General features: G+C 62.1%; 23 protein-coding genes. 11 read left to right on the top strand and 12 right to left on the bottom strand.

The genetic code is table 11. From position 1 onward, the window contains the following. The first annotated feature begins 20 nt into the window (after positions 1-20). Together prfB and lysS are read left to right on the top strand one after the other, a co-directional pair. A protein-coding gene (gene prfB, locus THIDRDRAFT_RS15785) for a peptide chain release factor 2 (RefSeq protein WP_007041881.1) occupies positions 21-1,119 on the top strand; the annotation gives its coding sequence in 2 pieces (ribosomal slippage) (positions 21-95 and positions 97-1,119; 1,098 coding nt in all). A 14-nt stretch (positions 1,120-1,133) separates the two neighbouring features. Continuing rightward, positions 1,134-2,681: a lysine--tRNA ligase gene (lysS, locus tag THIDRDRAFT_RS15780; RefSeq protein WP_007041880.1), complete on the top strand. Its 1,548-nt coding sequence runs from the start codon at positions 1,134-1,136 to the stop codon at positions 2,679-2,681. A gap of 60 nt (positions 2,682-2,741) precedes the next feature. On the opposite strand, the gene ygfZ is transcribed toward lysS, so the two are convergent. Next, a complete protein-coding gene (gene ygfZ, locus THIDRDRAFT_RS15775) occupies positions 2,742-3,746 on the bottom strand; it encodes a CAF17-like 4Fe-4S cluster assembly/insertion protein YgfZ (RefSeq protein WP_007041879.1) in 1,005 nt (334 codons plus the stop codon). Between the two features lie 298 nt (positions 3,747-4,044). Here ygfZ and THIDRDRAFT_RS15770 point away from each other — a divergent pair, with 298 nt between their 5' ends. Then, a complete protein-coding gene (locus THIDRDRAFT_RS15770; RefSeq protein WP_007041878.1) occupies positions 4,045-5,871 on the top strand; it encodes an RNB domain-containing ribonuclease in 1,827 nt (608 codons plus the stop codon). Between the two features lie 179 nt (positions 5,872-6,050). On the opposite strand, the gene mepK is transcribed toward THIDRDRAFT_RS15770, so the two are convergent. Further along, entirely contained in the window at positions 6,051-6,578 is a 528-nt protein-coding gene (mepK, locus tag THIDRDRAFT_RS15765) for a peptidoglycan L,D-endopeptidase MepK (RefSeq protein ID WP_007041877.1), read from the bottom strand. A 357-nt stretch (positions 6,579-6,935) separates the two neighbouring features. On the opposite strand from mepK, the gene THIDRDRAFT_RS15760 reads away from it, so the two are divergent. Beyond that, positions 6,936-7,634, top strand: coding sequence for a transglycosylase SLT domain-containing protein (locus tag THIDRDRAFT_RS15760; RefSeq protein WP_007041876.1), 699 nt, complete (start codon positions 6,936-6,938; stop codon positions 7,632-7,634). A 27-nt stretch (positions 7,635-7,661) separates the two neighbouring features. Here the strand turns inward: THIDRDRAFT_RS15760 and THIDRDRAFT_RS15755 are convergent, their stop codons facing one another. Continuing rightward, positions 7,662-7,880 (bottom strand): hypothetical protein, encoded by a 219-nt coding sequence (locus tag THIDRDRAFT_RS15755; protein ID WP_007041875.1) that lies wholly within the window; start codon positions 7,878-7,880, stop codon positions 7,662-7,664. A 353-nt stretch (positions 7,881-8,233) separates the two neighbouring features. Here THIDRDRAFT_RS15755 and sat point away from each other — a divergent pair, with 353 nt between their 5' ends. Continuing rightward, complete coding sequence (gene sat / locus THIDRDRAFT_RS15750) at positions 8,234-9,424, top strand: sulfate adenylyltransferase (RefSeq protein WP_007041874.1); 1,191 nt, start codon at positions 8,234-8,236, stop codon at positions 9,422-9,424. 31 nt (positions 9,425-9,455) lie between these two features. Here sat and THIDRDRAFT_RS15745 read toward each other — a convergent pair whose 3' ends face one another. Beyond that, complete coding sequence (locus tag THIDRDRAFT_RS15745) at positions 9,456-10,310, bottom strand: pentapeptide repeat-containing protein (RefSeq protein WP_007041873.1); 855 nt, start codon at positions 10,308-10,310, stop codon at positions 9,456-9,458. A gap of 247 nt (positions 10,311-10,557) precedes the next feature. Between THIDRDRAFT_RS15745 and THIDRDRAFT_RS15740 the strand changes: the two genes are divergently transcribed. Together THIDRDRAFT_RS15740 and THIDRDRAFT_RS15735 are read left to right on the top strand one after the other, a co-directional pair. After that, on the top strand, positions 10,558-11,835 hold the full coding sequence (locus THIDRDRAFT_RS15740; protein ID WP_007041872.1) for a bifunctional O-acetylhomoserine aminocarboxypropyltransferase/cysteine synthase: 1,278 nt from the start codon (positions 10,558-10,560) through the stop codon (positions 11,833-11,835). 22 nt (positions 11,836-11,857) lie between these two features. Next, positions 11,858-12,763, top strand: a complete 906-nt coding sequence (locus THIDRDRAFT_RS15735; protein WP_007041871.1) for a bile acid:sodium symporter family protein — start codon at positions 11,858-11,860, stop codon at positions 12,761-12,763. Between the two features lie 59 nt (positions 12,764-12,822). On the opposite strand, the gene THIDRDRAFT_RS15730 is transcribed toward THIDRDRAFT_RS15735, so the two are convergent. Next, on the bottom strand, positions 12,823-13,365 hold the full coding sequence (locus tag THIDRDRAFT_RS15730) for a hypothetical protein (protein WP_007041870.1): 543 nt from the start codon (positions 13,363-13,365) through the stop codon (positions 12,823-12,825). Between the two features lie 311 nt (positions 13,366-13,676). Between THIDRDRAFT_RS15730 and THIDRDRAFT_RS15725 the strand changes: the two genes are divergently transcribed. Beyond that, positions 13,677-15,071, top strand: coding sequence for a ribulose-bisphosphate carboxylase (locus tag THIDRDRAFT_RS15725; RefSeq protein ID WP_007041869.1), 1,395 nt, complete (start codon positions 13,677-13,679; stop codon positions 15,069-15,071). A 176-nt stretch (positions 15,072-15,247) separates the two neighbouring features. Continuing rightward, the gene (locus THIDRDRAFT_RS15720) at positions 15,248-16,285 is read left to right on the top strand and encodes an alpha/beta fold hydrolase (protein ID WP_007041868.1); all 1,038 of its coding nucleotides are present in this window, start codon (positions 15,248-15,250) and stop codon (positions 16,283-16,285) included. Between the two features lie 24 nt (positions 16,286-16,309). Here THIDRDRAFT_RS15720 and THIDRDRAFT_RS15715 read toward each other — a convergent pair whose 3' ends face one another. Further along, a complete protein-coding gene (locus THIDRDRAFT_RS15715; RefSeq protein ID WP_007041867.1) occupies positions 16,310-17,248 on the bottom strand; it encodes a DUF808 domain-containing protein in 939 nt (312 codons plus the stop codon). 129 nt (positions 17,249-17,377) lie between these two features. Between THIDRDRAFT_RS15715 and ubiT the strand changes: the two genes are divergently transcribed. Beyond that, positions 17,378-17,845, top strand: coding sequence for a ubiquinone anaerobic biosynthesis accessory factor UbiT (gene ubiT / locus THIDRDRAFT_RS15710; RefSeq protein ID WP_007041866.1), 468 nt, complete (start codon positions 17,378-17,380; stop codon positions 17,843-17,845). Between the two features lie 164 nt (positions 17,846-18,009). On the opposite strand, the gene THIDRDRAFT_RS15705 is transcribed toward ubiT, so the two are convergent. Together THIDRDRAFT_RS15705 and THIDRDRAFT_RS15700 are read right to left on the bottom strand one after the other, a co-directional pair. Next, positions 18,010-18,663, bottom strand: a complete 654-nt coding sequence (locus THIDRDRAFT_RS15705; protein WP_007041865.1) for a cytochrome b/b6 domain-containing protein — start codon at positions 18,661-18,663, stop codon at positions 18,010-18,012. Beyond that, positions 18,663-20,297 carry a tetrathionate reductase family octaheme c-type cytochrome gene (locus tag THIDRDRAFT_RS15700; protein WP_007041864.1) on the bottom strand — a complete coding sequence of 545 codons (1,635 nt, stop codon included), beginning with the start codon at positions 20,295-20,297 and terminating at the stop codon, positions 18,663-18,665. The genes THIDRDRAFT_RS15705 and THIDRDRAFT_RS15700 overlap by 1 nt, the downstream gene beginning before the upstream one ends. Before the next feature lie 325 nt (positions 20,298-20,622). Between THIDRDRAFT_RS15700 and THIDRDRAFT_RS15695 the strand changes: the two genes are divergently transcribed. Next, positions 20,623-21,141 (top strand): TIGR00645 family protein, encoded by a 519-nt coding sequence (locus THIDRDRAFT_RS15695; RefSeq protein WP_007041863.1) that lies wholly within the window; start codon positions 20,623-20,625, stop codon positions 21,139-21,141. Positions 21,142-21,173: 32 nt separating this feature from the next. Here the strand turns inward: THIDRDRAFT_RS15695 and THIDRDRAFT_RS23955 are convergent, their stop codons facing one another. The 4 genes from THIDRDRAFT_RS23955 to THIDRDRAFT_RS15675 form a co-directional block, all read right to left on the bottom strand. Next, on the bottom strand, positions 21,174-22,238 hold the full coding sequence (locus THIDRDRAFT_RS23955; protein ID WP_245535865.1) for a GGDEF domain-containing protein: 1,065 nt from the start codon (positions 22,236-22,238) through the stop codon (positions 21,174-21,176). A gap of 282 nt (positions 22,239-22,520) precedes the next feature. After that, a complete protein-coding gene (locus THIDRDRAFT_RS15685; protein WP_007041861.1) occupies positions 22,521-22,700 on the bottom strand; it encodes a YgaP family membrane protein in 180 nt (59 codons plus the stop codon). A 183-nt stretch (positions 22,701-22,883) separates the two neighbouring features. Beyond that, the gene (locus tag THIDRDRAFT_RS15680) at positions 22,884-24,095 is read right to left on the bottom strand and encodes a Bcr/CflA family multidrug efflux MFS transporter (RefSeq protein ID WP_007041860.1); all 1,212 of its coding nucleotides are present in this window, start codon (positions 24,093-24,095) and stop codon (positions 22,884-22,886) included. Between the two features lie 253 nt (positions 24,096-24,348). After that, on the bottom strand, positions 24,349-25,140 hold the full coding sequence (locus THIDRDRAFT_RS15675; protein ID WP_007041859.1) for an alpha/beta fold hydrolase: 792 nt from the start codon (positions 25,138-25,140) through the stop codon (positions 24,349-24,351). Between the last annotated feature and the right edge of the window lie 107 nt (positions 25,141-25,247).

The following is a 25,247-nucleotide window of genomic DNA, read 5'->3' as shown; positions in this document are numbered from 1 at the left end:
TTTACCGGCCGGAGCCCACCATGATCGACATCAATCCGATCGCACACCAAATCAACGACCTGAAGGGACGCCTAGAGTCCCTCAGGGGGTATCTTTGACTACGCGGAACGTCAAGATCGTCTGACCGAGGTCCTGCGGGAACTCGAAGATCCCGCGATCTGGAACGACCCCAGCCGTGCGCAGGCGCTCGGTCGCGAGCGTGCGACCCTGGAGGCGGTGGTGTTGACCATCGACGAGATGACCGCCGCGCTGACGGACGCGGACGAGCTGCTCGAAATGGCGGCCGAGGAGGCCGATGACGAGACGCTCACGTCCCTGGTTGCGGATCTCGAAACCTATGAGTCGCGCGTGGCCGAGCTCGAATTCCGTCGGATGTTCTCCGGCGAGATGGATTCGAAGAACGCCTTTGTCGACATCCAGGCCGGTTCCGGCGGAACCGAGGCCCAGGATTGGGCCGAGATGCTGCTGCGCATGTTTTTGCGCTGGGGCGAGCGGCGCGGCTTCAAGACCGAGTTGATGGAAGCATCGCCCGGCGAGGTCGCCGGCATCAAGTCCGCGACCATCCGCTTCGAAGGCGAGTACGCCTTTGGCTGGCTCCGCACCGAAACCGGCGTGCATCGCCTGGTGCGCAAGTCGCCGTTCGATTCGGGCAACCGGCGGCATACCTCCTTCGCCTCCTTGTTCGTCTCGCCCGAGGTCGACGACAGCGTCGAGATCGAGATCAACCCGGCCGATCTGCGCATTGATGTCTATCGTGCCAGCGGTGCTGGCGGTCAGCACGTCAACCGGACCGAGTCGGCGGTGCGTATCACCCACATGCCGACGGGTCTCGTGACCCAGTGCCAAAACGACCGCTCGCAGCACAAGAACAAAGATCAGGCCATGAAACAGCTCAAGGCCAAGCTTTACGAGCTGGAGATGCAGAAGCGTCAGGCGACCCAGCAGGCCCTGGAGGACACCAAGTCCGACATCGGCTGGGGCAGCCAGATCCGTTCGTACGTGTTGGATCAGTCACGCATCAAGGATCTGCGTACCGGGGTGGAGATCGCGAATACCCAGTCCGTGCTGGACGGTAATCTCGATCCCTTTATCGAAGCCAGTCTTAAGAGCGGGCTCTAAATCCCAGAGAATTCATGCCGATGAGCCAAAAGGCAGAACAGAACCCGAACCCAGACTCCAAGCCAGGCGCTAGCGAGGCGCTGGACGAGAACAAGCTGATCGCGCAACGGCGCGAGAAGCTGGCGCAGTTGCGCGATCAGGGTGTCGCCTTCCCCAACGATTTTCGTCGTGATGCGCTTGCCGGCGACCTCCATGCCACGCATGGAGACACGGACGCCGAGGCCCTCGAAGCAGAGGCCGTTCGGGTCCGGATCGCCGGCCGTCTCATGACGCGCCGCGTCATGGGCAAGGCGAGCTTCGCCCATATACAGGACATGTCGGGGCGCATCCAGCTCTTCGTCCAGCGCGATCAGATCGGGCAGGAGGCCTACGCGTCCTTCAAGCGCGACCTGGATCTCGGCGACATCCTCGGTGTCGAGGGTGTGCTCTTCAAGACCAAGACCGGCGAGCTCTCCATCCGCTGCGAATCCATTCGGCTGCTGACCAAGGCGTTGCGACCGCTACCGGAGAAATTCCATGGTCTGACCGACATGGAGAGCCGCTATCGCCAGCGGTATCTGGATCTCATCATGAACTCCACCGCGCGCGAGACCTTTCGCGTGCGTACCGCCATCGTTCAGTTCATCCGCGATTATCTGAACGCTCGGAGCTTCCTGGAGGTCGAGACCCCCATGATGCAGGTGATTCCGGGCGGTGCCGTGGCGCGTCCCTTCGTCACCCACCACAATGCGCTCGACATGCAGCTGTTCCTGCGCATTGCGCCCGAGCTCTTCCTCAAGCGTCTGGTGGTCGGCGGATTCGAGCGGGTCTACGAGATCAATCGCAACTTCCGCAACGAGGGGTTGTCGACGCGTCACAATCCCGAGTTCACCATGCTGGAGTTCTACGAGGCCTATGCGGACTACCGCGACCTCATGGACCTGACCGAGGACATGCTGCGCCGCATGGCCCTGGAGGTGCTCGGTCGCACCGAGATCCAGTATCAGGGCGAGACCTACGACTTCGGCAAGCCTTTCGCGCGCATGAGCGTGCGCGACTCGATCCTGCGCTTTAATCCGGATCTGACCGCCGAGGAGATCGACGATCTGGATCGGGCCAAGCAGGTGGCGGAACGGCTCGGCATCAAGCTGAAACCGACCTGGGGGCTGGGCAAGGTACAGATCGAGATCTTCGAGATGACCGTTGAGGGTCGTCTCATGGATCCGACCTTCATCACGCGCTATCCGACCGAGGTTTCGCCCTTGGCGCGACGCAACGATGAAGATCCCTTCGTGACCGATCGTTTCGAGTTCTTCGTCGGCGGTCGCGAGATCGCTAACGGATTCTCGGAGCTGAACGACGCCGAGGACCAGGCCGAGCGATTCCGGCAGCAAGTCGCGGAAAAGGATGCAGGCGATCAGGAGGCTATGTTCTACGACGCCGACTATGTCCGCGCCCTGGAGCACGGTATGCCGCCGACGGCGGGCGAGGGGATCGGTATCGACCGGCTGGTCATGCTCTTCACGGATTCGCCCTCGATCCGTGATGTCCTGCTGTTCCCGCACATGCGCCCGGAAACCTGATGCGATCGGTCGCGAAGACACCGACTGCATCCGAGTCGGTGTCTTCGCGACGCGCGGTCGTCAATCCTCGCTGGGAAAGCCGTAGGGTGGGGGCTGTAGCTGAAGGGCGGGGCCGTCGTGCCCGAGCCTGATCTCGCCGTCCTCGGCGGCGGCGATCTCGGCGACCGCCAGCAGCGCGAAACGTCCCTCGGCCAGGGGGGCTGCGTCGACGATCCAGCCGCTGCCCTGCTGTGAGGTGCTGGAGGATGCATAGAGCTCGTCGCCGGGTTTCGGCTGGGCCGGCAGGTCGGCCTCGGCCAGATACATGCGGCGTTTGAGCTTGCCGAGGAACTGCATTCGGGCGACGACTTCCTGGCCGGTATAGCAGCCCTTGTTGAAGCTGACACCGTCGATGTGCTGCAGATTGAGCATCTGCGGGATGAAGGTCTCGGCCGTCTCCGAATAGACGTTGGGTAGACCGGCCTGGATGTCGAGTCGTCTCCAGATGTCCGGGCTCGCCACGCTGGCTCGCTCGCTCAGGTGCTCCCAGAGCTGGCGTATGGGATCGAACGGGCCCAGGATTTCGAATCTGGGGACGTCGCCGGGGAGTCGAATCAGCGTGAGTTCATCGGAGACGGTCACGCCATTCTCCATTTCGGGGACCGGCAGATCCTGATCTGCGAGGCGGCGCGGCGCATCCGCACCCGCCAGGCCGATGCGGATGCAGGTCTCGCTGGCGTCGGCGAGCGTCACCTTGCTGCGCAGCACGAAGATGCTCAGGCGCTTCAGGATGTCGGGGACCCGCTCGGCGGGCATCTGGAGATAGAGCGTGTCACCGCAGCGGATCATGCGGAAGAGGGCAAGCATGCGGCCCTTGTTGCTGCAATGACTGCTGAGCTGGCTATGGGTCGGCGAGAGCTCGCGGATGTCGTTGGTGAGCTGGCCTTGGAGAAAGGTTTCGGCATCGGCGCCCTGGACGGCGATGAGTCCGAGATGGGTGAGATCGATCAGTTGGCAGTCTCCGTCTGGACTCGCTCCTCTCTCTTGAGACTGCTCGGTGAGAAAGGCTTGCCATTGTTTCATCATGTGGATGGGACCTCGATACGGATGATGCCGGCGTGCGGCGTATGGATCGCGCGTTGAAGGCTGGATTCTGGTGACCCTGTGCCGCTGGACGCCGCCGACTGGAGGCTGGCCTGCTCCAGTCGGGATGATACGCAAGGATGGTGGCGAACACCGAACGGCTCGTGTCTGCTCGTGGCGGACGCAGAGCCTTCTTTTCAGCTCGGCGTCGTGCATGGGCCCGCCGAGACTATTGCACATTGTCCTCGCATTCGGGTCGACCGCGTTCGAACCCGGCTGCTCATACGGAGATAACTGCGTCTTGGCGACACATCAAGCCAATCCACCTGTCGACAGTCTGGTTCTCTATAAGAATCGGCCAGCCCGTGTTGCGAGCGTCGGCGATAAGATCGAAATCGAGCTCGACGGCGGTCAAAGCAAGCGGGTACGTCCCAAGGACGTGGAGCTGCTCCATCCCGGTCCGCTACGCCGTCTGGCCGACCTGATCCCGCAAGAGGGCGAGTTGACCGAGGCCTGGGAGCTGCTCGAAGGCAGCGAGACGACCCTGCGGGATCTGGCCGAGTTGGCGTTCGACGATTTCACCCCCTCGACGGCCTGGGCCGTCTGGGAGCGTGTCGCCGAGGGTTTGGCCTTCGTCGGCACCCCATCCGCCATCCAGGTACGCTCGCGCGAGCTCGTCGAGCGTGAGCGTGCCGAGCGCGAGGCGAAGCAGGCTGCGGAGGCGGATTGGAAGGCATTCCTGGAGCGCATGGGCGCCTCGGCGCCCACAGCGGAGGATGCGAAGCGTCTCGGCGAGGTGGAGCGGCTTGCGCTGGGCCAGATCGAGCACAGTCGTATCCTGGAGGCGTTGGGTCATCAGTCGAGCCCGGAGAATGCCCATCGCGCGCTGGTTCAGGTCGGCTACTGGTCGAAGAGTCACAATCCCTATCCGTCGCGCTGCGGTGCGACCCTCGTCGATCTGGATCTGCCTGTCGCCGAACTCGGTGCGGGGAACGAGCGTCTGGATTTGACCCATCTCCCTGCCTACGCGATCGATGACGAGGGCAATCAGGATCCGGATGATGCGCTGAGTCTTGAAGGCGATCGGCTCTGGGTGCATGTGGCCGATGTGGCGGCCTTGGTCGAGGGCGATAGCGACTTGGAGCGGGAGGCGCGCGCGCGTGGTGCCAACCTCTATCTGCCCGAGGGTGTCGTCAATATGCTGCCCGCCGCCATCACGGAACGGCTCGGTTTGGGGCTGCACGAGGTTTCCCCCGCCTTGTCGTTCGGATTCCTCTGCGATGAGCAGGGCGAGCTTCGGGATCTCCAGGTCGTGGCCTCTTGGGTTCGGGTCGAGCGGTGCACCTACGAGGGTGTCGAGACCCAGCTCGACCAATCGCCATTCGCCGAGATGCTGGCGGTGACCGAACGCTTTCAGTCGCGGCGTCAGGCCAATGGTGCGAGCAGCCTGGCGCTTCCCGAGGTCAGCGTTCGCGTTCTGGACGGGCAGGTCACGATTCGTCCCTTGCCGCGTCTGCGTAGCCGGGAGCTGGTGACGAATGCCATGCTCATGGCGGGTGAGGCGGCGGCACGGTTCTGCGCCGAGCGCGAGATCGCGATTCCCTTTGCGACCCAGGTGCCCCCGGACTCGGGTGCCGAGGCGGAGGATCTTGCGAGCATGTTCGCGCGTCGACGCTGTTTCAAGCCGACCCGTTTGGCGATGACGCCCGAGCCGCATTCGGGTCTGGGTCTGCCGATCTATACTCGGGCGACCAGTCCGCTGCGGCGCTATTCGGATCTGCTTGTCCATCAGCAGATTCGCGCTAGTCTCGCCGGGCGTGCCCCGCTCGATGCCGAGTCTGTCTTCGCGCGCGTGGCCGAGGCGGACGCGGCTTCCAAGGTGGTTCGGCGTAGCGAGCGCTTGTCCAATCAGCACTGGAAGCTGGTGTACCTGCGCGATCACTCGGGTTGGAAAGGAGAGGGCGTGGTCGTAGGGCTCGAGGACAGAAAGGCGGTGGTGCTGGTGCCGGAGATCGCCCTGGAGACGCGAGTCCGGTTCCGCGATCCGGTTTCGCTGAATCAGCGTGTGCGTCTCGCCCTGAACGAAGTCGATCTTCCCGGTCTGACGGCAAGCTTCCGCATCCTCTGATGCGTTCCGCCATAGGGCTGGATTACTTGATTCAGGTCAATTGAGGCTCAAGCCGGATCCGCTTAACCTTCGGGGGTGAGGCGGGTCCAGCTTGCTTTGGGCATTCTCGGGGCGATTCGCGCGGCGTGCCTGTAGGAATCGCGTTCAGCGAGACTCGAACCGGAAGACGGTGAGTCGATTCAGGCTCGCCACTGACGGACGGCGCCGGTATCCAGATGCACGAAATTGGAGCGCGGATAATAGCCTACGCCGCCTCGGCTGAGTTCGATTGCCGTGTCGCGCAGATGTCGCGTCGACAGGTCTGGGAAACGAATATCGATGGCCTGCCCCTTCAGATGAAGGCTTTTCTTGGCCACGCCGCTCGATGAGCGTCGCAACATCCTGTTGGTTGCTGGCGAACGGTAGGCGCTCAGAACGTGGTAGCGGGCATCTGGGTCTCCGAGAGTGACCTTGAGGTCGTAGAGCAGATCGAGCAGACGGGGATCCATGGCGATGGTGTCGCCAGTTCGGAAATCGCGGAAAAAATAGTTGAGCCGCTGAAGGGCCGATCGCTGGTAGTGATCGCCGATGCGGTAGGTGATGTCGATACGGTCTTCGGTATGCAGGTGATAAAAGGACAAGACGCGAGGCTTGTCGACGGTCCTGCGCGCGAACACGGGACTTGCCGCTGTGGATAGGGCAAGTCCCAGGAAATAACGTCGATTCATGTTCCCCCCGGTACATTCGGGACGTTAACTAGCTAGAAGGCTCAAATTATAGAGCTCGGGGAGCATAAATCAATTGAAATCGACATCTGGCGATGCGTTTTTGAAACTTAAAGTATTACATGAGAAATAAAATATAAATATTATGATTTGGCGGCGTTCCGTGTGCGCAGCTGATAAATAACGTAATTCGATCTTAAATGCATTGATAATTGTGTTTTTTATGGGATTTTGGCTATTTGGGTCGGGTGTTTCTGTCTTGGATATGTGAGATTTTTCACTAAGCTGTATCGATGCGTGGGATACACTAGTACGGTCGATGGACTAGATGGTCATGTTCGCTGATTGCGGGGGGAAGCGATGCGTGGAACGAAGCGGATGCTTGGGGGACGGACAAGGGCGATCGTGATCGCGGGGGCGATGGCGTTCCTAGGGCCAGGTGGGGCGGTGGCGGACGTCTTCAAATACGTGGACGGTTCGGGCAACGTCTATTTTACGGATACGCCACTGAAGGGCAGCAAATACAAGCTCGCATGGCATCGCGAGGCGAAAAAGCTGGTTCGCGAGAGCAAGCGGAAGTATGCCGGTGTGACCCATGGTCGAACCCAGGGCCGGGTCCGCTCCAGCAAGGCGCTACGCCAGCGGCGCGCGAGCTACGAGCATCTGGTGCAGGCGAACGCTCGCCGTTACAGGCTTTCGCCGGCCTTGCTGCATGCCGTCATTCGGGCCGAGTCGGCCTACAATCCATCGGCCGTCTCCTCTGCTGGGGCTCAGGGAATGATGCAGTTGATGCCGGCCACGGCGGCCCGTTACGGTGTTTCCGACAGTTTTAATCCGGTCGAGAACATCCGGGGCGGAGCGGCCTACCTGCGCTATCTGCTGGATCTTTTCGACAACGATCTACAGTTGGCGGTCGCGGGCTATAACGCGGGCGAAGGGGCTGTGATGAAGTATGGCCGCAAGATCCCGCCCTATGCCGAGACGCAGAGTTACGTGCGCAAGGTGCTCCAATACTACCGCGCCGAGCAGCCCGCCAGCATCGCCATGACCGTACGCTGAGCGCGTTCGTTCTCCGCTCGATCCCCCTCAGTCCTCTCCGATCACGCGCTCGTCGCGCGGGATGGAGAGGAGCTTCTCCGCCTCTCCCTGCTGTTTCGCGAAAATGAGCCTGTATTCGACGCCCGTCTCGCGCGGTTCGTTGAGTCGTCGGCTGCGGACGATCTCACGCGCGTCTTGATAACGCTCCTTGGTGTCGAGGTGTTCAAGCTGGCGGGGCGGGGATATCTTGTAAACGAAATAGGGCATGGCTTCGAGCGTCTTATGCGTTGAATTTCTTATGGTTACATCGGAATGTTCGCGCTCTTGCGCGCGCTATTCCGCATGGTGTCGCCGCGTTAGTGCACAGGGCTCGGAGTCAAGTCTAACCCATCTCGTCGCGCTTCGATCCATTAGACTTCGGTAAAATTGTTGAGCATATAAAGACAACCTGGGAGAGTCGGTGTTTCACGCGTGGTAGGGTTCCATGGCCGACGTCCGCGCCCGCCAGGCGCTATCCTGGACGCGGTTTTAAAGCACTCGTACAAAAAACCGTTTCATCCGTCGTGTCCCATGTCGTGCTGGACGTGTCGCGATGACGCAGTCTAAAGGAGAGCCGGGCGATGATTACTCCAGTGGGTTCCGATGTCCTGAAGCCCTTGTTCGTCAATGATCCTGACCGGCATCAACCCCTGATGCGCGAGGCCGAGACTCTTCCTCGGGTCGTCATTAGCTCCCAGGCCGCCGGTAACGCGGTCATGATGGGCGGCGGCTATTTCAGTCCGTTGCCCGGGTTCATGAATGTGGCGGATGCGGTGAGCGTCGCCGAGTCGATGCACACTCGGGACGGACGCTTCTTCCCGGTTCCGATTCTCTGCCTGCTCCAGGATGTGGATGCCATTCGCGGGGCGGATCGAATCGCGCTGCTGGATCCGAGCATCGACGGCAACCCCCCACTCGCGATCATGGACGTCGAGGCGATCGAGCCGGTCAGCGATGCCCAAATGGCCCTGATGACAGAAAAGGTCTACCGCACCCTGGATCCCGACCATCCGGGGGTTGCGACCTTCAATGCGCAGGGACGGTACGCCGTTTCGGGTTCCATCCAGGTCTTGAATTTTTCCTACTTTCAGAACGACTTCCCCAGCACTTTTCGCACAGCGGTTGAGATCCGCAACGCGATCGCCGAGCGTGGCTGGAAACGGGTCGTTGCCTTTCAGACCCGCAATCCCATGCATCTCGCGCACGAGGAGCTCTGCCACATGGCCATGGAGCGGCTCGATTGCGACGGCCTGGTCATCCATATGCTGCTGGGCAAGCTCAAGCCGGGCGATATCCCGGCCTCGGTGCGCGATGCGGCCATCCGCACCATGGTCGATCTCTACTTTCCGCCCAATAGCGCCATGGTGACGGGCTACGGCTTCGATATGCTCTACGCGGGCCCGCGCGAGGCCGTGCTGCATGCCTACTTCCGTCAGAATATGGGGGCGACCCATTTCATCATCGGTCGCGATCATGCGGGTGTAGGCGACTATTACGGCGCCTTCGATGCCCAGACCATCTTCGAGGACGAGGTTCCCGAGGGCGCGTTGCAGATCGAGATTTTCCGTGCCGATCACACGGCCTATTCGAAGAAGCTCAACCGCGTCGTCATGATGTGCGAGGCACCGGATCACACCAAGGAGGATTTCGTCCTGCTGTCCGGAACCCGGGTGCGCGAGATGCTGGGGCAGGGTATCGCCCCGCCGCCCGAGTTTTCGCGCCCCGAGGTGGCGCAGATCCTGATCGACTATTACCAGACGCTCGATGCCTGAGCGTCTGGATCTGGCGCGGGCGAGATGCCGGTCAACGCAGGTTCTGCTTATAGGAGGGAACCTGTGCGTTACGGGCCTTGGAGATGTTGGCGAATTCGAGCGTGACGCTCGCCAGTTCCACCCCTGAGAAATCGGTGTTGGTCAGGTTGGTGCGATGGAGGATGGCTCCGCCGAGGATGGCGTTGGTCAGATCGACATCGGTCAGGTCGGCGCGGCTGAAGTTGGTATCCTGGGCCGAGATGTTGTGCAGCTTGGATCCGCGCAGGTCGGCCCCCTCCAGATTGGCCAGATTGATGACTGCGAAGCCGTCGGGGGTGAGGCTGGTCAGATCGGCCTCGTGCATGCGGGCCTGAACCAGATTGGCGTCGTTCAGATGGGCGTCGCGCAGATCCGCGTGGCAGAGATCGGTCTCGCGCAGGTTGGCTCGGATCAGGAGCGCCTTGATGGCGACCATGTGCGATAAGTCGCTGCCGTGGAAGTCCGTTCCGCGCAGGTCCGCGTGACTCAGGTTGGCGTGCTTGAGGTTGGCATAGCGAACCTCGGCGCAACGCAGATCGGCACCCGTCAGTTGGGCGTCTGAAAGATCCGCGCCGTTCAGCATCGCGGCCCGGGAAGGTTGCTCCGATCCGAGTCGGGCGCGTGAGAGATCCGCCGAGCGCAGGTCGGCATCCTTGAGATTCGCGCCAATCAGGATCGCGTCGACGAGCCGCGCGCCGGCCAGACCGGCGCCGGCCAGATCGCTCGATGTCAGATTGGCCCCGGTCAGATCTTGGCCGCTCAGGTCCGCGCCATTCAGGCGCATGTCGCGTAGGTCGGCTCCGGCGAGTGTCGACCCTTCGATGGTTTCCAAGACCTCTCCCGTTTCACGATGCTTGATCTCGATCATGTCGCAGTTCCTGTGGATGGTGCCGGGGGCGTCGGATCAATCGACGGCAGGGATCCGGCACGATGCTCGGATCACATCAATATAGGCCATCAGGTATTCGGGCGGCGTTGCGGACGCAGATCGACAGTCGGGGTTTCCCTGGATACCATCCCACGGGTTTCACGGGCGACGGGCTGTATCCCGAACCCCGGACCTTCGCGCGCGATCGACGCCACGATGACAACGACCACCGAAGAGGCACATGACCATGAAGCTCGAAACCCTCGCCATCCATGCGGGGTTCGCCCCTGACCCGACCACTCGGGCAGCCGCTACGCCCATCTATCAGACCACCAGCTATACCTTCGACGATACCCAGTACGGTGCCGATCTGTTCGACCTCAAGATTCCGGGCAATATCTACACCCGCATCATGAACCCAACCAGCGACGTGCTCGAACAGCGTGTTGCAGCGATGGAGGGTGGCGTTGGCGGCTTGGCGGTGGCGTCCGGTATGTCCGCCGTGACCTATGCCATCTTCACCCTGGCCCAGGCCGGCGACAACATCGTGGCGGTCTCCACGCTTTACGGTGGGAGCTACAACCTCTTCGCCCATACGCTGCCTCGGCTCGGGATCAAGGTGCGCTTCGCCGCGCCGAACGACATCGCCGGTATGGAGTCCCAGATCGACACCAATACCAAGGCGGTTTTCTGCGAATCGATCGGCAATCCGGCCGGCAACGTGGCCGACATCCAGGCGATCGCCGACATGGCGCATGCGCACGGTGTGCCGCTGATCGTCGACAATACGGTGCCGAGCCCCTATCTCTGCCGCCCGTTCGAGCATGGTGCCGACATCGTGGTCCATGCCCTGACCAAGTACTTGGCCGGACATGGGACCACCATCGGCGGCATGCTGGTCGACTCGGGTCAATTCCCTTGGGCCGAGCATGCCGATCGTTTCCCCATGCTCAACGAGCCGGACGTCTCCTATCACGGTGTCGTCTACACCAAGGAATTCGGCCCGGCGGCCTTCATCGGGCGTGCCCGCGTGGTGCCGCTGCGCAACATGGGCGCGGCTATTTCTCCCTTCAACAGCTTCCTGGTGCTCCAGGGCATCGAGACACTGCCGGTGCGCATGGATCGTCATTGCGAGAATGCCGTGGCCGTCGCCAATTACCTCAAGGATCACCCCGGGGTCGAGTGGGTGCGTTATGCCGGTCTCCCGGACAACCCGGACTATCCGTTGGTGCAGAAATACATGGATGGCGGCAAGGCGAGCTCCATTCTGTCGTTCGGCATCAAGGGCGGTCGCGAGGCGGGGGCCAAGTTCGTCGATGCGCTGAAGCTCATCCTGCGTCTCGTCAATATTGGCGACTCCAAGACGCTTGCCTGCCATCCGGCGACCACCACGCATCGCCAGTTGTCGCCGGAAGAGCTGGCTCGGGCCGGGGTGTCCGAGGACCTGATCCGTCTCTCGATCGGCATCGAGCACGCCGACGATATCATTGCCGACCTGGATCAGGCCCTGGCCGCCGCCAAGTGAGATCGGGCCTCGGGCGGCGACGATGAACGCGATCACCGGTCTCTTTCCGCTTTGGGCGCTGCTCGGGGTCGGTTGTGCCACTCTGTTCCCCGAGTGGTTCGTGGGTGCCAAGCCGGCGATCGTGCCACTGTTGGGGCTGGTGATGTTCGGCATGGGGGCGACCCTCGATTCGAGCGGTTTCGCTCGGGTCGTGCGCCGTCCGCGCGGGGTGCTGATTGGGTTGGCGCTTCAGTACGGCGTCATGCCGCTGGCGGGGTGGTCGATCGGTGTCGCCTTCGACCTTCCACCGGAACTGCTGGTCGGATTCGTCCTGCTCGGGGCCAGCCCGGGCGGGACGGCCTCGAACGTGATCTGTTATCTCGCGCGTGGCGATGTCGCCCTCTCGATCACGCTGACCACCGCCTCGACTCTACTCGCGGTCGTTCTGACCCCCGCCTTGACTTGGCTCTATGTCGGAGAGCGGGTGCCCGTGCCCGCGTTGGACATGCTCTGGTCGATCGCCGAGATCATCCTCATTCCCGTGGCGACGGGTTTGCTGGTGCGGCGCTGGCTTGGGCCGCGCATCGCGCCTGTCGAGCGGGTTTTCCCGTCGATCTCGGTTGGGGCCATCGTCCTCATCATCGCCATCATCGTGGCGCTCAACCGCTCGCATCTCGCCGAGGTCGGATTGATCGTCGCGGTTGCCGTCGTGCTGCACAATGCGATCGGTCTGACGGTGGGCTACTGGACGGCCCGCGTGCTGCGAGAAGACGCGCAAGGCGCGCGGACCATCGCCATCGAGGTCGGGATGCAGAACTCGGGGCTCGCGGTTGCGCTCGCCATCAAGTATTTCTCCGCCGCGTCCGCGCTGCCGGGCGCCATTTTTTCCATCTGGCACAACCTGTCCGGATCGCTCCTCGCCGCCTGGTGGTCGCGCCGACAGGCGTAGACTGGGTGGAGAGCGCGCGGTATCCCTGGATTGGGCGCGCTTCATTCAGGTTGCGGGGATCAGGCCCTTTCCCGGACGAGGGACTGCCGCATGCCGCAATGCGGGCAGACGGCTTCGGCGTCGGGTAGCAGGCGGTCGCAGAGTGGGTTGACGCACCGCGCCGCCGATTGACTGGCGACGGTTTCGGCCATCTCGCTGGAGATTCTGCTCGACGAGGGGCTTGGGCTATCCGGCCTTCTCCTGGATCTGGGGTTGGAACGCGGCTCTCTTGAGTGTTCGGACGCCATCTCTAGCGCGCGGCTGTCATACGCAGCCCCCTGAGACCAGAGTCGATCGCGGATCTCGCGGGTGTGATCGGCCGTATCCAGATTGGCCCGGATCCACTGACCCAGTGCGACGACCAGCAGACCGCCGAGTGCCCCAATGCCCCCCAAGACCGCGACGAGCGGATCGCGCAGATGCCACGCCAATGCCACCCCGAGCGTGAGTAGGACGAGGAGCATCGACCAGCCGATGCCGGAGATCAGGCGCGCGACGAGTCGTGCCGTGCGATAGCTCGAACGGCGTGTCTGATGTTGAGGTTCGGTGATGTGTGTCCGCATGATGTCTGGTGCTCGGTCGCGGCCGAGATGTGATCGGCGATATCTCGCTGTCTCTTGAGTGTCTCGCAAGGCGGAAGGTCTTTATCCGGGGCGCGCCTCTGTGTCTTCGGTTGGTCGGGACGGCAATATATAGATTTTTACTTATAGTCTCGATAAGAAATACGAAATATATTTATGTGAAAATTACCTGTAATCTTTATGGAAATAGTGCGAAGGGGGACAGGCCGAAGGACGCTCGCATCCCAAGGCTTCCCGTTGATATCGAAGGCATTCCGCCTGTTATAACAAACGACAACGAAGAGACGAATCACATGGCACTCGACCAGTCCAAGCGTTACGCCGATCTCAGCCTCAAAGAAGCCGATCTGATTGCCGGCGGCAAGCATATCCTCTGCGCCTACAAGATGAAGCCCAAGGCCGGCACCGGCTATCTGGAGGCCGCCGCGCATTTCGCCGCCGAGTCCTCGACCGGAACCAACGTCGAGGTCTGCACCACCGACGACTTCACCAAGGGCGTAGACGCGCTGGTCTACTACATCGACGAGAAGACCGAGGATATGCGTATCGCCTATCCGCTGGACCTCTTCGATCGCAACGTTATCGACGGCCGCATGATGATGGTGTCCTTCCTGACGCTCACCATCGGCAACAATCAGGGCATGGGCGACATCGAGTACGGCCAGATGATCGACTTCTGGGTGCCGCCTCGCGCGCTCCAGCTGTTCGACGGCCCGTCCAAGAATATCTCCGACCTCTGGCGCATCCTCGGTCGTCCGGTCGAGGATGGCGGCTATATCGCTGGTACCATCATCAAGCCCAAGCTGGGTCTGCGTCCCGAGCCGTTCGCCGAGGCGGCCTACCAGTTCTGGTTGGGTGGCGACTTCATCAAGAACGACGAGCCGCAGGGCAATCAGACCTTCGCGCCGATCAAGAAGGTCATGCCTCTGGTCTATGACGCCATGAAGCGCGCCCAGGACGAGACCGGCGAGGCCAAGCTGTTCTCCATGAACATCACCGCCGACGACCACTTCGAGATGTGCGCCCGCGCCGATTTCGCGCTGGAGACCTTCGGCTCGGACGCCGACAAGCTCGCCTTCCTGGTCGATGGTTTCGTCGGCGGCCCTGGCATGGTCACCACCGCGCGCCGTCAGTATCCCAATCAGTACCTGCACTATCACCGTGCCGGTCACGGCATGATCACCTCGCCGTCGTCCAAGCGCGGCTACACGGCCTTCGTGCTGGCCAAGATGGCCCGTCTGCAGGGTGCCTCCGGCATTCACGTCGGTACCATGGGGTACGGCAAGATGGAGGGTGGGGCCGATGATCGCGTCATCGCCTACATGATCGAGCGCGATGCCTGCGAAGGTCCGATCTACTATCAGGAGTGGCACGGCATGAAGGCGACCACCCCGATCATCTCCGGCGGCATGAACGCACTGCGTCTGCCCGGCTTCTTCAAGAATTTGGGTCACGGCAACGTCATCAATACCGCCGGTGGTGGCTCCTACGGCCATCTCGATTCCCCGGCGGCCGGTGCCAAGTCGCTGCGTCAGGCCTACGAGTGCTGGAAGGCCGGTGCCGATCCGATCGAGTACGCCAAGGAGCACAAGGAATTCGCGCGCGCCTTCGCGTCCTTCCCGCACGACGCCGACGCGCTCTTCCCGGGCTGGCGCGAGCAGTTGGGGTCCTTCGCGACCGAGGCCTAATCCTCCATCCCAAGGATCGACCTGGAGCCCCCGCGATGCGGGGGTTTCGCGTTTGGGGGGCGGCGGTCCCGAAAGCCGGCGGCCGTTTGGCTTTTGCGCGCGGTGCACCAAGATCTCCACCAGATATCCATCGCCAGGGATGCCGCAAGGCGCCCGAGATACCTGGAGGAAACGCTATGTCTCGTACGCTCGTCGCGCTGTTCGGTCTCTTTCTGCTTGCGCCCGCGCTTGCCGGGCCGGAAGCGGCGCGGGAAACACCCGATTTTGGCGTCAGGCTCGAAGGTTTCGATTATCCCTATCCGGTTGCTTTCTATCGCTTCGAGTCCCAGGGCCAGTCGCTGGAGATGGCCTATCTGGACGTGATGCCGCCCGAGGGACGGGCGAACGGACGCAGCGTTCTGTTGCTGCACGGCAAGAATTTCTGCGCCGCGACCTGGGAGGGTGTCATCTCGGCCCTGCATGAGGCCGGTTTTCGGGTGATCGCACCCGATCAGATCGGCTTCTGCAAGTCCTCGAAACCGCGCCGCTATCAGTTCAGCTTCAATCAGCTTGCGGCCAATACCCATGCCTTGCTGGATGGGCTCGGGGTCGAGCGGCCGATCGTTATGGGACACTCGATGGGCGGCATGCTGGCGGTACGCTATGTGCTCCAGTATCCCGATCAAGCCGAGCGTCTGGTGCTGGCCAATCCGATCGGTTTGGAAGACTGGCTGGAAAAGGGCGTTCCCTATCGCACGATCGACCAGTGGTACCAAGGCCAGTTGAAGACGAGCGCCGACGCTATTCGGGCCTATCAGCGAGACACCTATTACGCAGGCGACTGGGAGCCGCGCTACGATCGCTGGGTCGAGATGCTCGCCGGGCAGTTCGAGGGCGACCGGGATCTGATGGCCTGGGAGTCGGCCCTGACCTACGACATGATCCTGACCCAGCCGGTGGTGCACCGATTCGGCGATATCGCCGTACCGACCCTGCTGCTGATCGGCGAGCAGGACAACACGGCGATCGGCAAATCGGTCGCCCCGGAGGCGGTCGCGCGGACCCTCGGCGACTATCCGGTGCTCGCCCGCGAGGCTGCCGCGCGCATTCCGCACGCCACCCTGGTCACCTTTTCCGACCTGGGACATTCACCCCAGATCCAGGATCCGGAGCGCTTCAATCGCACGCTCCTGGATCATCTCCTCAAGACGTCTCCCGATGACGCGCCGAGATAGGTGCGTCGGGCGCCAGTGTCTTCCTCAGTCTTTACCGAGCATTCGCTGGATCGGGCTGTAGACCGCGAGCGCGGCGGCGCCCACCAGCAGGCCGGCGAGTGCGTTGACGAGCAGGGGCGCGCTGACCGACAGTGCCGGCCCGATCGCGGGGATGGCGTCGAATGCCGCGCCGATCTGATCGCTCAGATGGTGTGTCATGGGGAGGCCGTGCAGGATGATGCCGCCGCCGACCAGGAACATGGCGATGGTTCCCGCGATCGAGAGCCCCTTCATCAGGAGCGGCGCGGCGCGCAGCAGTCCGCGTCCGATCCTGCGTAGGACCGTGCCGAGCGGTCCGTTCCGATCGCGCCGGCTCAGATAGAGTCCGGCGTCGTCCAGCTTGACGATGCCGGCGACCAATCCATAGACGCCCACCGTCATGAGGATGGCGACGCCGCTCAGGACCAGCAGCTGGGTGAGTAGGTTTTCCGCGTCGACCGTGCCGAGTGTGATGACGATAATCTCGGCCGAGAGGATGAAATCGGTGCGGATCGCGCCTTTGATCTTGGTCCGTTCCAGTGCGGCCAGGTCGGTGTTCGGGTTTGCGAGCGCAGCCGCCAGTTCGGCGCGTCGCTGCGCGTCCGAGGGTTGATGGCGAATGGCATGGGCGACCTTCTCGAATCCCTCGAAACAGAGATAGAGACCGCCGACCATCAGCAGTGGCACGATGGCCCAGGGTGCCAGTGCGCTGATGATCAGGGCCAGCGGGACCAGGATCGCCTTGTTGACCAGCGAACCTTTGAAGACGGCCCAGACCACGGGCAGTTCGCGCTCGGCGCGCACACCTTGCACCTGCTCCGCGTTGAGTGCCAGGTCGTCGCCGAGTACGCTGGCGGTCTTGCGGGCCGCGACCTTGGTGAGTAGCGAGACGTCGTCGAGAACGGAGGCGATGTCGTCGAGCAAGGCGAGCAGGCTGGTGGCCATGATGCGAGTGGGTCCTGTGGTCAGGGAAGTGATCGCGGAAATCTGTCACAGCATGGCGACTTGTGTCGAGCGTCGCGAGGCGCGAGAATCCGCTGCTATTTTTTGAACGATTCCATCGAGATGACGACCATGCCTGATCCACAACGCTTTTTGTACCCATTGACCTTTCCGCTACGGCTGGTGCCGGGCGTACTGCACAGTCGGGCGCTCGCCGGCATTCTCAACCAGGTCATGAAAGAGGCATTGGCGGAGGGTGAACTCGATTTCCTCGAAGGGCGCCGCATGGCGATCGAGATCGATGATATCGGCGTGCGCTACCGCCTCGGCCTGACCGAGGGACGCATTCGGGGCTATGGCGACGATACCCCACCCGATTCCAGTATCTCCGGTGGACTGCACGAGTTCCTGCTTTTGGCCGCCCGTCGCGAGGATGCGGATACGCTCTTTTTCCAGCGCCGGTTGCGGATGTCGGGCGACACCGAACTGGGGCTGTATCTCAAGAATTTCCTCGACGCCTTCGAGCCGCCGGAGAAATATCAGCCTTTGATGCGGGCGCTTGAGAAGATGGCGAGTATCCGCTTTCCGGGCAAATCCTGATCCCCGCGAACCTCTCTGCTCGACGGCCATGAGCCGTTGATGAACCGAACCGGCTTTCCGCGCGGAATTTTGGCTTGCGGTTGCGCGTTCGGCATCAAAAAAGGCGGACCGGGAATCCCCGGTCCGCCTTCATGCGAGGCGAGTCGCGTGCCTCCATTCTTTCCTCAGCGAATGACCCCCGGTTCGTCCTTGAGCAGATAGGCCTCTTCCTCGGGGCTCAAATCCACGTCGTCGAATCCGCTGATCATGGGCATGACGTGCTCTTTGAAGGAGTGCCCCGTGGTGAGCATGTAGACGTGGATCATGACGAAGACGACGATCGTGAAGGCCGCCCCCGTGTGCACCAGCGCCACGCCGTCCAGCACCTGGGTGGCATGCGGGATGTCCCGCCACAGGAAATAGAAGAGGTAGGCCAAGCCAGAGATCCAGATCAGCGGGAAGAGCACGATCTTGAGCATCAGATAGGCCAGCGCCTGTAGCGGGTTGTGCTTGCGCCAGTACGCCTTGCGATAGGGGTGATGTTCGCCCTGAAAGATGCCGAAGCTATAGAAGCGCAGCACCTGCCACATGCCCTTGACGGTCGGGATGAAGTGGCGCCAGTTCCGGGTGGTGAAGAGCCAGAAGATGCTGAAGGCCCAGAGCAGCAGTAGCAGAAATGCGGCTAATGTATGCAGGGTCACCGCCTGCTTGAAGTCGAGCAGATGATGGAATCCGTGCAGCCCGAAGCCGCTGAACATGAGCACGAGGATCAAAAACATCTGCGTCCAGTGCCAGAAACGCTCGAATAGGCTGAAGATTCTTACACGACGAATGGTCATCAGTGCTTGGCTCCCTTGGGCGAGAAAATGCGGACCAGGGCGTGGCCCAGGATGACGAGGAAGGTTCCGGCAACCGCGATGATGCCGATCAGGTCGAGCCAGCGGTTGTTGTCACGGCCCGGCATGTAGACGCCCTCGACCCCTTGGAGCCGTCCATTCTTGGAATGGCAGTCGGCACAGTCGAGGGCCTGTTCCTTGGGTGCGACCATGTGCGTGATAGGCCAGTAGGAATAGGTCTTGACGAATCCGTACTCGCCTGAGTAGGGGAGATTGAACGCCTTCATGCCATGGGCGATCGACTTGCCCATGTCGTAGTTGCCCCAGTAGGAGTCCTCGTCCTGGCCCCAGAGGTGGTTGTAGACCAGGGTGCCGTTGCCCATGTCGGCCGGCATCCAGGTGGTCATGCGTTTGAACGGCCATATCCGCGACCTGGGGTCCTCGCGCGAGCCGGTGAAGTCATTGATGGCGACCGGCTTGGTGACGTCGAACTTGGTATCGATGGTCGTGTAGTTCATCTGACCGTCGAACCAGCGGTAGAGGGGAACCAGATTCTCGCCGTAGGTGAAGGTGCCCTTGATCGACTTGTAGGTATAGCGCTCCTCGCCGTTGCCCTGGGTATAGCCGTGCTCGTGGTAGCCCTCGCCGTTGCGGGTCTTGCCGGCGGTGCGCCAGTCCCAGTCGGTCTCGGTCGCCACGCCGCCGCGCGCGTATTCGGGGATGTGGCAGGTCTGGCAGGCGACGCTTGAGATATGGTCGTTGAGCTTGAAGGGGGCGAGCGAGTCGACCGGATGGGGCTCGTTGCCGTGACAGGACTCGCAGGTCGCCACGTCGCGCCGCTCGCCCGGTTTGCCCGTGCCTTTCTCGTCCTTGGCGATGACGTGGTAGCGGCTGCCGGCCCAGATATGCGATTTGGTGATATGGCAGGCGGTGCAGGCGAAGTTGAGCCCCTTTGCGTCCATGTGGACGTCCAGATCGCGCGGTGGATTGGTCAGCGCGCTGGAGAGGTCGCCATGCTTGACATTGTCGCCGCCTCCACCGTGAAAGTGGCAGGTTCCGCAGTTGGCGCGCTGAGGCAGGCCGACGCTCTGGGCGACCAGATTGTAGTCGATGGGCGCCATGTCCTCGAACATGACCGAACAGGCTGGGCTACCTTCGCTGTTCGGTGTCTTGTAATAGGTCCCTGTCGTTTCGTGGCAGACCAGACAGTCGATGTTGGTCTCGTCGCTGAAGTCGAAGCTCTCGTCCTTCCAGCCGTACCCGGCATGGCATTGGGCGCACATGCCCTCGTTGCCGCGGGCGTTGGTGCAGAAGTTGTTGACCAGATGCTTCTTGCCGAGCAGTTGACCGGTCTCTGGATTGCGATACTCCCAAGTCCAGTGGATGTTCTTCATGAAATGCTTGCCGGTTTCGGTATGGCAGCTCAGGCAAGCCTTGGTGACCTCCGGGCCGGAGGAAAAGGGCTGCTTTAGGGCCTCGTACTTGCTGTGATCGCCGGTGCCGCCGGTGAGCGGGCCGGAGACCTGGTCTGGCGGCTTGGACGCGGGTGGCGTGGGCCATTGATCCGTGGCTTGAGCCGTCGTCAGTACGAGCGTCCCCAGCAGGAATGCCAGGACGTGTCCGGAAAAGGGTCGCATAGCGCGTGCTCCGCAAGTAATGGTCTGATGGACCTGGCGCATCGGCGATCTTGGCGTCGCCTGACGCACACAATGCAGTCAGCATGCTGATGTCACGGACTCGACATGTCCATGACATACGACAAGCTAGAGGCTTGGGCTGGGGGGCTTTGGTTCTGGAATGTCCGGCGGGAAGGGGCTGGCGAGACGGTGGGCGGAGTCACTACAATGCGTTGAGTCGGCCCAACTCTTGAGTGACGGCGTCGATTCCTTCTGGTGCCGCCGTGCATGCCCGTGCCGCGCGGCCTTTCATTCCCTATCCCTATCTGCGCGGAGACATACTCAGGTGCTGGAACGTTTCGTCGAACGTCTGCTTTACGGCAGCCGCTGGCTGTTGGCGCCCATCTATCTCGGACTGGCCCTGGTGCTGGTCGCGATTGGCGTCAAATTCTTTCAGGAGATCTATCACCTGCTCACCCATATTCTGGAGATGACCGAGTCGAATATGGTGCTCCTCGTCTTGGGTCTGATCGATCTGTCGCTGGTCGGGAGTCTGGTGGTGATGGTCATGTTCTCCGGATACGAGAACTTCGTCTCTCAGATCGATATCGAGGAAGGGGACGACAAGCTGGCCTGGCTCGGCAAACTGGATGCCGGCACCCTGAAGCTGAAGCTGGCGGCCTCGATCGTGGCCATCTCGTCGATCCATCTGCTGCAGGAGTTCGTCAACATCCCCCATGTGCCGAGCGAGCAGCTCATGTGGTACGTCATCATTCACCTGACGTTCGTGGTCTCGGCGCTGCTGCTGGGGCTGCTGGACCGCATGTCGTTCGCCAGCCATCGCGACCACGGCAAGGATCATTGACCCAGACTGGGGTCGAGTGCATCCACCCTTGGTCAGACCGTGAGTCCTTGGGTGACGAGGCGATCGCGGCCTGAATTCTTGGCCTGGTAGAGCGCCTTGTCGGATGCCTGGAGCCAGTCGCTGGCCGTGGGGCTCGCATTGAGTTCGGCGATGCCGATCGAGATGGTGATACGTAGCCGTTCCTGCTCGTACTCGATTTCCAAATCACGCACTACGTCCAGCAGACGCTCGGCGAGCTGGACCGCCGTGCTGGTCGTGGTGTCCTGCAACACGACGGCGAACTCCTCGCCGCCGTAACGGGCGACGAAATCCGTCCTGCGCGGAAAGCTCTGTACGCAGCAGTTCGCGAGTCGTTTCAGCACCTGGTCTCCTGCCGGGTGTCCGAAGGTGTCGTTGATGCGTTTGAAGTGATCCGCGTCCACCATCATCAGGCAGGCCGGCTGTCCGGAGAGCTTGCAGAGTTCGAAGACGCGTTCGAGTTGGATATCGAACGCCTTGCGGTTGTAGAGTCGGGTTAGCGGATCGAGCTCCATCTCGCGCTGGGCCGCATCCAGTTCTCCGCGCATCTCGTGCAGCTTGCCGGTGAGCTCGTTGAGCAGTCCCTGATTGCGTCGGGAGCGCTCTTTGGCGATATCCGTGATGAGATTGATGGCGTGCAATGCCGTCTCGCTCAACGTCTCGATCGGGGCGTTACCCTCAATGGCGGTGCGCATGTGTCCGATCGCCGAGAGGACCCGCGTCTGTTCCTCCTGATCCTCCGCCAGCACGCGCCCCAGGGTCTGGACGAAGTCACCCATGACCTGTCGCGTTCCGACAATCTGTCGGTTGACGTATGACTGCTCGTTGCGTCTGAGTCGCGAGACGAAGGCGTTCAATCCCGGCCAGTCGCGTCGCGCGGTGAGTTCGGGATCCCCATCCCCGGTCTCATCCTCTGGAGCGGGCTCCAGGCCTGGACGCGGGGTGGCCATCAGGATGTGACGCACCCAGCCATCGATCTGCTCGTTGATGCTGCTGGCCTTGATCTCGTCCAGATCGAAGGCGTACTGACCCCAGGTCTTGAGAACCGCGGCCAATTGGTCCAGCGCGGTTCGTTCCATCACCGGGGAAGTCGGGGTCGCCCTCTGGCTTTTCTCGTTCGAGCCCTGGGTGGCCTTGGGTGATTCCGACGCGCTCTTGCCTCGCTTCCAGAATTTCGCCATCTCGCATGCCACGGAAGAAGTGTTTTGTGAATGGCAAGACTAGCGGTTCTCGCCTTGTTCGACGAGTCCTGGAAACGAACAAATTGCCGGGATCGGATTGGCGGAGTGTGTACGGGGGCGTCGACACATCCTTGTGTCGCGGCCTTGGACGGCGGCTGAAGCGCCGGAGGCCGTTTGGACTCAGCGCGTGGTATCGACGTCCATGGGGATGTAAACCGGGCACCAGCGCAGATAGGCCGTTGCCAACAGGGCGAACCCAATCAGGCCCCAGGCGTTGCCGGTGGAGAGGCCCCACAACAGGAATAGGATGCCCGCGATCGCGCGGTACTTGCGGTCGTTCTCGCCAATGTTCTTGTTCATGTCGATGCTCCAGTCAGGCTCGATTCGAATGATGGCCCGCTGGCTTGGTATGGCCGCAGGCCGACCTGGATCGGTTGCTTCGTTCTTCGTGATCGATGGTCACGAAGCTGTAACCATAAAACAAATGGGGTATCTGTGAAAAGCGGTTGCGCGATATTGGTGCGGTGGATGTTATCGGGCCATTTAACCGATGTCGTCCGTTGCCTGTCCGCCGACCTGGGGTCGCGAGCGGCAGAGCGTCGTGTAGGCGGTCAATCCAAGGATTCCGCAAACGCCCATGCCGATCAGCAGCGGGGCCGACGTCCCGTCATGAGCGACGCTGGCGAGCGTTCCCATGGCCGCTCCGGCGCCGAATCTGGCTGCGCCGGCGAAGGCCGAGGCGGTTCCCGCCGCCTTGGAAAAGAAGGCCATATAGCCCGCCATGGCGTTTCCGAGCACGACGCCGGTCATGCCCAGAAAGAGGACGGCCATCAGGGCGATCGTCCAGAGTGACGGAGCGCCCGCCAGGAGGAGCGCGAAGGCCATCAGCCCGGAGAGACTCTGTACGATTAGGGCCCAGAGCAGCAGACGATCCGCGCCGAGTCGTTTCGCGAAGCGTGCATTGAGCGCCGAGAACAGCATCCCCACGGCGACATTGGCGCCGAAGGCGAGCCCGAACCAGGTCGCCGGGAGTCGATGCAGCTCGATGTAGACATAGGGCGAGGTGACCACGAAGGTCATCATGCCGGCGAAGCTGCAAACCCCGGTCAGCAGATATCCCACCGCCGCCCGGTTGCGCATGATTCGCAGATAGTTGCGCAGGATCAGTCCGGTATCGAAGGCATGACGGTGCTGACGATGGAGCGTCTCTCTGACCAGGGTGAAATAGAGCGCCGTCGCGATTAAGGCGATAGCGAACAGGACCAGGAATACGACCCGCCAGGAGGCAAACCCGATGATCAGCGAGCCCAGGCTGGGCGCGACCAGCGGTGCCATCGCCATCACCAGCATCACCAGTGACATGACGCGGGCGTAATCGTCCTTCTCGTAGAGATCTCTGACCAGTGCGGGGACGGTCACCGCGACGGCCGCGCCGCCGAGCGCCTGGAATCCGCGCGCGATGAGCAGGACCTCGATCTGGGGCGCGAGCATGCAGGCGAGGTCGGCCGCGAGGAAGAGGAAGAGTCCGCCGCCGATGGTCGCGCGTCGGCCCAGCACGTCCGAGAGCGGTCCCAGGAAGAGATGCGCGCAGGCGAAGACGCCCAGATAGATGGTGACGCTGAGCTGGGCCACCTCGATGGAGGTTTCGAGATCCATCGCGATGGCGGGCAGGCTTGGTAAATAGAGATCGATCGCGAAGGGCGTCAGACCGGACAGAAGCGCGAGCACGATCAGGAGGCTGGGTCGGATCTGCATGGATGGCTCGCTATCGGCGCTGGCCGCAGGTGTGGTAGGGGTGAGGCCAGTGGATCATAGCCTTCGTCTCATCGGCGCGAAAGGATCCTGGGTGAGGGGCTGATGATGGATCCGCCGAGCAAGTTTTCGGGGAGGGCGCCGTTCGAGGGCCGTTCGGCGAAGATGTGGGTGGCCTTTTGGAAACCTCATCCGTACCGCAAGGGATGACGCGCGGTCCGGATGAGGTGAGTGCGAGATCGGTTAGGATCGGTTCTTAGCGCGTTGGATCGGGGTAGAAGAGCTCGCGCAGTCCGCTACGCTCGAACGGCTTCCAGTCACCCTCGGATTGCGCTAGGCGGTCGGCGACGGCATAGAGCACCGTCGGATTGACCGCGAGGCCGAGATGGCTTGATTCGACCTCGATGTTTTCCGCCGCCGGGCCCTGGTGCGTTTGGCTGCTGTTCCAGGGAACGATACCGTCGGTTCGGCTATAGATAGAGGTCGTGGGCACGGGGGGAGGCGTCTCCAAGGGGCCGCTGTTCTTGGGCAGGCCGATGTGGTCGCCTGTCAGGTCCTCGTAGGCATTCCATATCTCGGTTGGACTCGGGTGGCCGGCGAATGGCGAGCCCAGCGTGATGACCTGCCGCACCTGATCCGGGGCCAGCTTGGCAAGCTCGCGGGCGTAGAGCCCGCCGAGGCTCCAGCCGATCAGGCTCACCTTGCGTCCGTAGCGTTTTTCCAGGGTGTCCAGTCGACGCAGACAGGCCGACATGACGCCCGCGCGCGGGCCCATATTGACGCCCAGTTCCCAGGGATGGGCCTCATAGCCCATCTGGCTCAGGAAGGAACGCAGTGGCTGGGTCGAGAAGTCGCACCCAAGCAGTCTTGGCAGGACCAGAACCGGATGTCCGTCACCGTGTGGCGCCATCGTCAGCAGTGGCTGGGTTGCGAGCAGTGCACCGAACTCCCAGCTTGCGCGGCTTTCGAGTGCAAGGCGCCAGGGGGCGGTCGCGAGGTTCCAAAATTCGTCGAGGGCGGTGGGCGTGAGCTGAGCTGCGTGAGACAACGGGAACTCCTTCAGGGGACTGTTTTTTGCGGATTGATCGATGCCTGCGCATCGGTTTGGATTGGTGGTTGATGCCGGCATTGGTCGGCATTGCTTCAGTGACGGCC

Origin of the sequence: Thiorhodococcus drewsii AZ1, assembly GCF_000224065.1 — a bacterium.
GTDB lineage: Bacteria > Pseudomonadota > Gammaproteobacteria > Chromatiales > Chromatiaceae > Imhoffiella > Imhoffiella drewsii.
The sequence above is the reverse complement of the archived record's forward strand: the minus strand, read 5'-3'. Positions and strand labels throughout refer to the sequence as shown.

What these genes read in the sequence shown, in the direction of transcription:
- THIDRDRAFT_RS15735 (WP_007041871.1), top strand. Translation starts at nt 11,858, where the DNA reads ATGAACGCGATCACCGGTCTCTTTCCGCTTTGGGCGCTGCTCGGGGTC.
- THIDRDRAFT_RS15680 (WP_007041860.1), bottom strand. Translation starts at nt 24,095, where the DNA reads ATGCAGATCCGACCCAGCCTCCTGATCGTGCTCGCGCTTCTGTCCGGT.
- THIDRDRAFT_RS15705 (WP_007041865.1), bottom strand. Translation starts at nt 18,663, where the DNA reads ATGACCATTCGTCGTGTAAGAATCTTCAGCCTATTCGAGCGTTTCTGG.
- THIDRDRAFT_RS15700 (WP_007041864.1), bottom strand. Translation starts at nt 20,297, where the DNA reads ATGCGACCCTTTTCCGGACACGTCCTGGCATTCCTGCTGGGGACGCTC.
- THIDRDRAFT_RS15715 (WP_007041867.1), bottom strand. Translation starts at nt 17,248, where the DNA reads ATGGCCACCAGCCTGCTCGCCTTGCTCGACGACATCGCCTCCGTTCTC.
- THIDRDRAFT_RS15740 (WP_007041872.1), top strand. Translation starts at nt 10,558, where the DNA reads ATGAAGCTCGAAACCCTCGCCATCCATGCGGGGTTCGCCCCTGACCCG.
- ygfZ (WP_007041879.1), bottom strand. Translation starts at nt 3,746, where the DNA reads ATGATGAAACAATGGCAAGCCTTTCTCACCGAGCAGTCTCAAGAGAGA.
- THIDRDRAFT_RS15730 (WP_007041870.1), bottom strand. Translation starts at nt 13,365, where the DNA reads ATGCGGACACACATCACCGAACCTCAACATCAGACACGCCGTTCGAGC.
- THIDRDRAFT_RS15755 (WP_007041875.1), bottom strand. Translation starts at nt 7,880, where the DNA reads ATGCCCTATTTCGTTTACAAGATATCCCCGCCCCGCCAGCTTGAACAC.
- THIDRDRAFT_RS23955 (WP_245535865.1), bottom strand. Translation starts at nt 22,238, where the DNA reads ATGGAACGAACCGCGCTGGACCAATTGGCCGCGGTTCTCAAGACCTGG.
- THIDRDRAFT_RS15725 (WP_007041869.1), top strand. Translation starts at nt 13,677, where the DNA reads ATGGCACTCGACCAGTCCAAGCGTTACGCCGATCTCAGCCTCAAAGAA.
- THIDRDRAFT_RS15760 (WP_007041876.1), top strand. Translation starts at nt 6,936, where the DNA reads ATGCGTGGAACGAAGCGGATGCTTGGGGGACGGACAAGGGCGATCGTG.
- sat (WP_007041874.1), top strand. Translation starts at nt 8,234, where the DNA reads ATGATTACTCCAGTGGGTTCCGATGTCCTGAAGCCCTTGTTCGTCAAT.
- ubiT (WP_007041866.1), top strand. Translation starts at nt 17,378, where the DNA reads ATGCCTGATCCACAACGCTTTTTGTACCCATTGACCTTTCCGCTACGG.
- mepK (WP_007041877.1), bottom strand. Translation starts at nt 6,578, where the DNA reads ATGAATCGACGTTATTTCCTGGGACTTGCCCTATCCACAGCGGCAAGT.
- THIDRDRAFT_RS15720 (WP_007041868.1), top strand. Translation starts at nt 15,248, where the DNA reads ATGTCTCGTACGCTCGTCGCGCTGTTCGGTCTCTTTCTGCTTGCGCCC.
- THIDRDRAFT_RS15745 (WP_007041873.1), bottom strand. Translation starts at nt 10,310, where the DNA reads ATGATCGAGATCAAGCATCGTGAAACGGGAGAGGTCTTGGAAACCATC.
- THIDRDRAFT_RS15685 (WP_007041861.1), bottom strand. Translation starts at nt 22,700, where the DNA reads ATGAACAAGAACATTGGCGAGAACGACCGCAAGTACCGCGCGATCGCG.
- lysS (WP_007041880.1), top strand. Translation starts at nt 1,134, where the DNA reads ATGCCGATGAGCCAAAAGGCAGAACAGAACCCGAACCCAGACTCCAAG.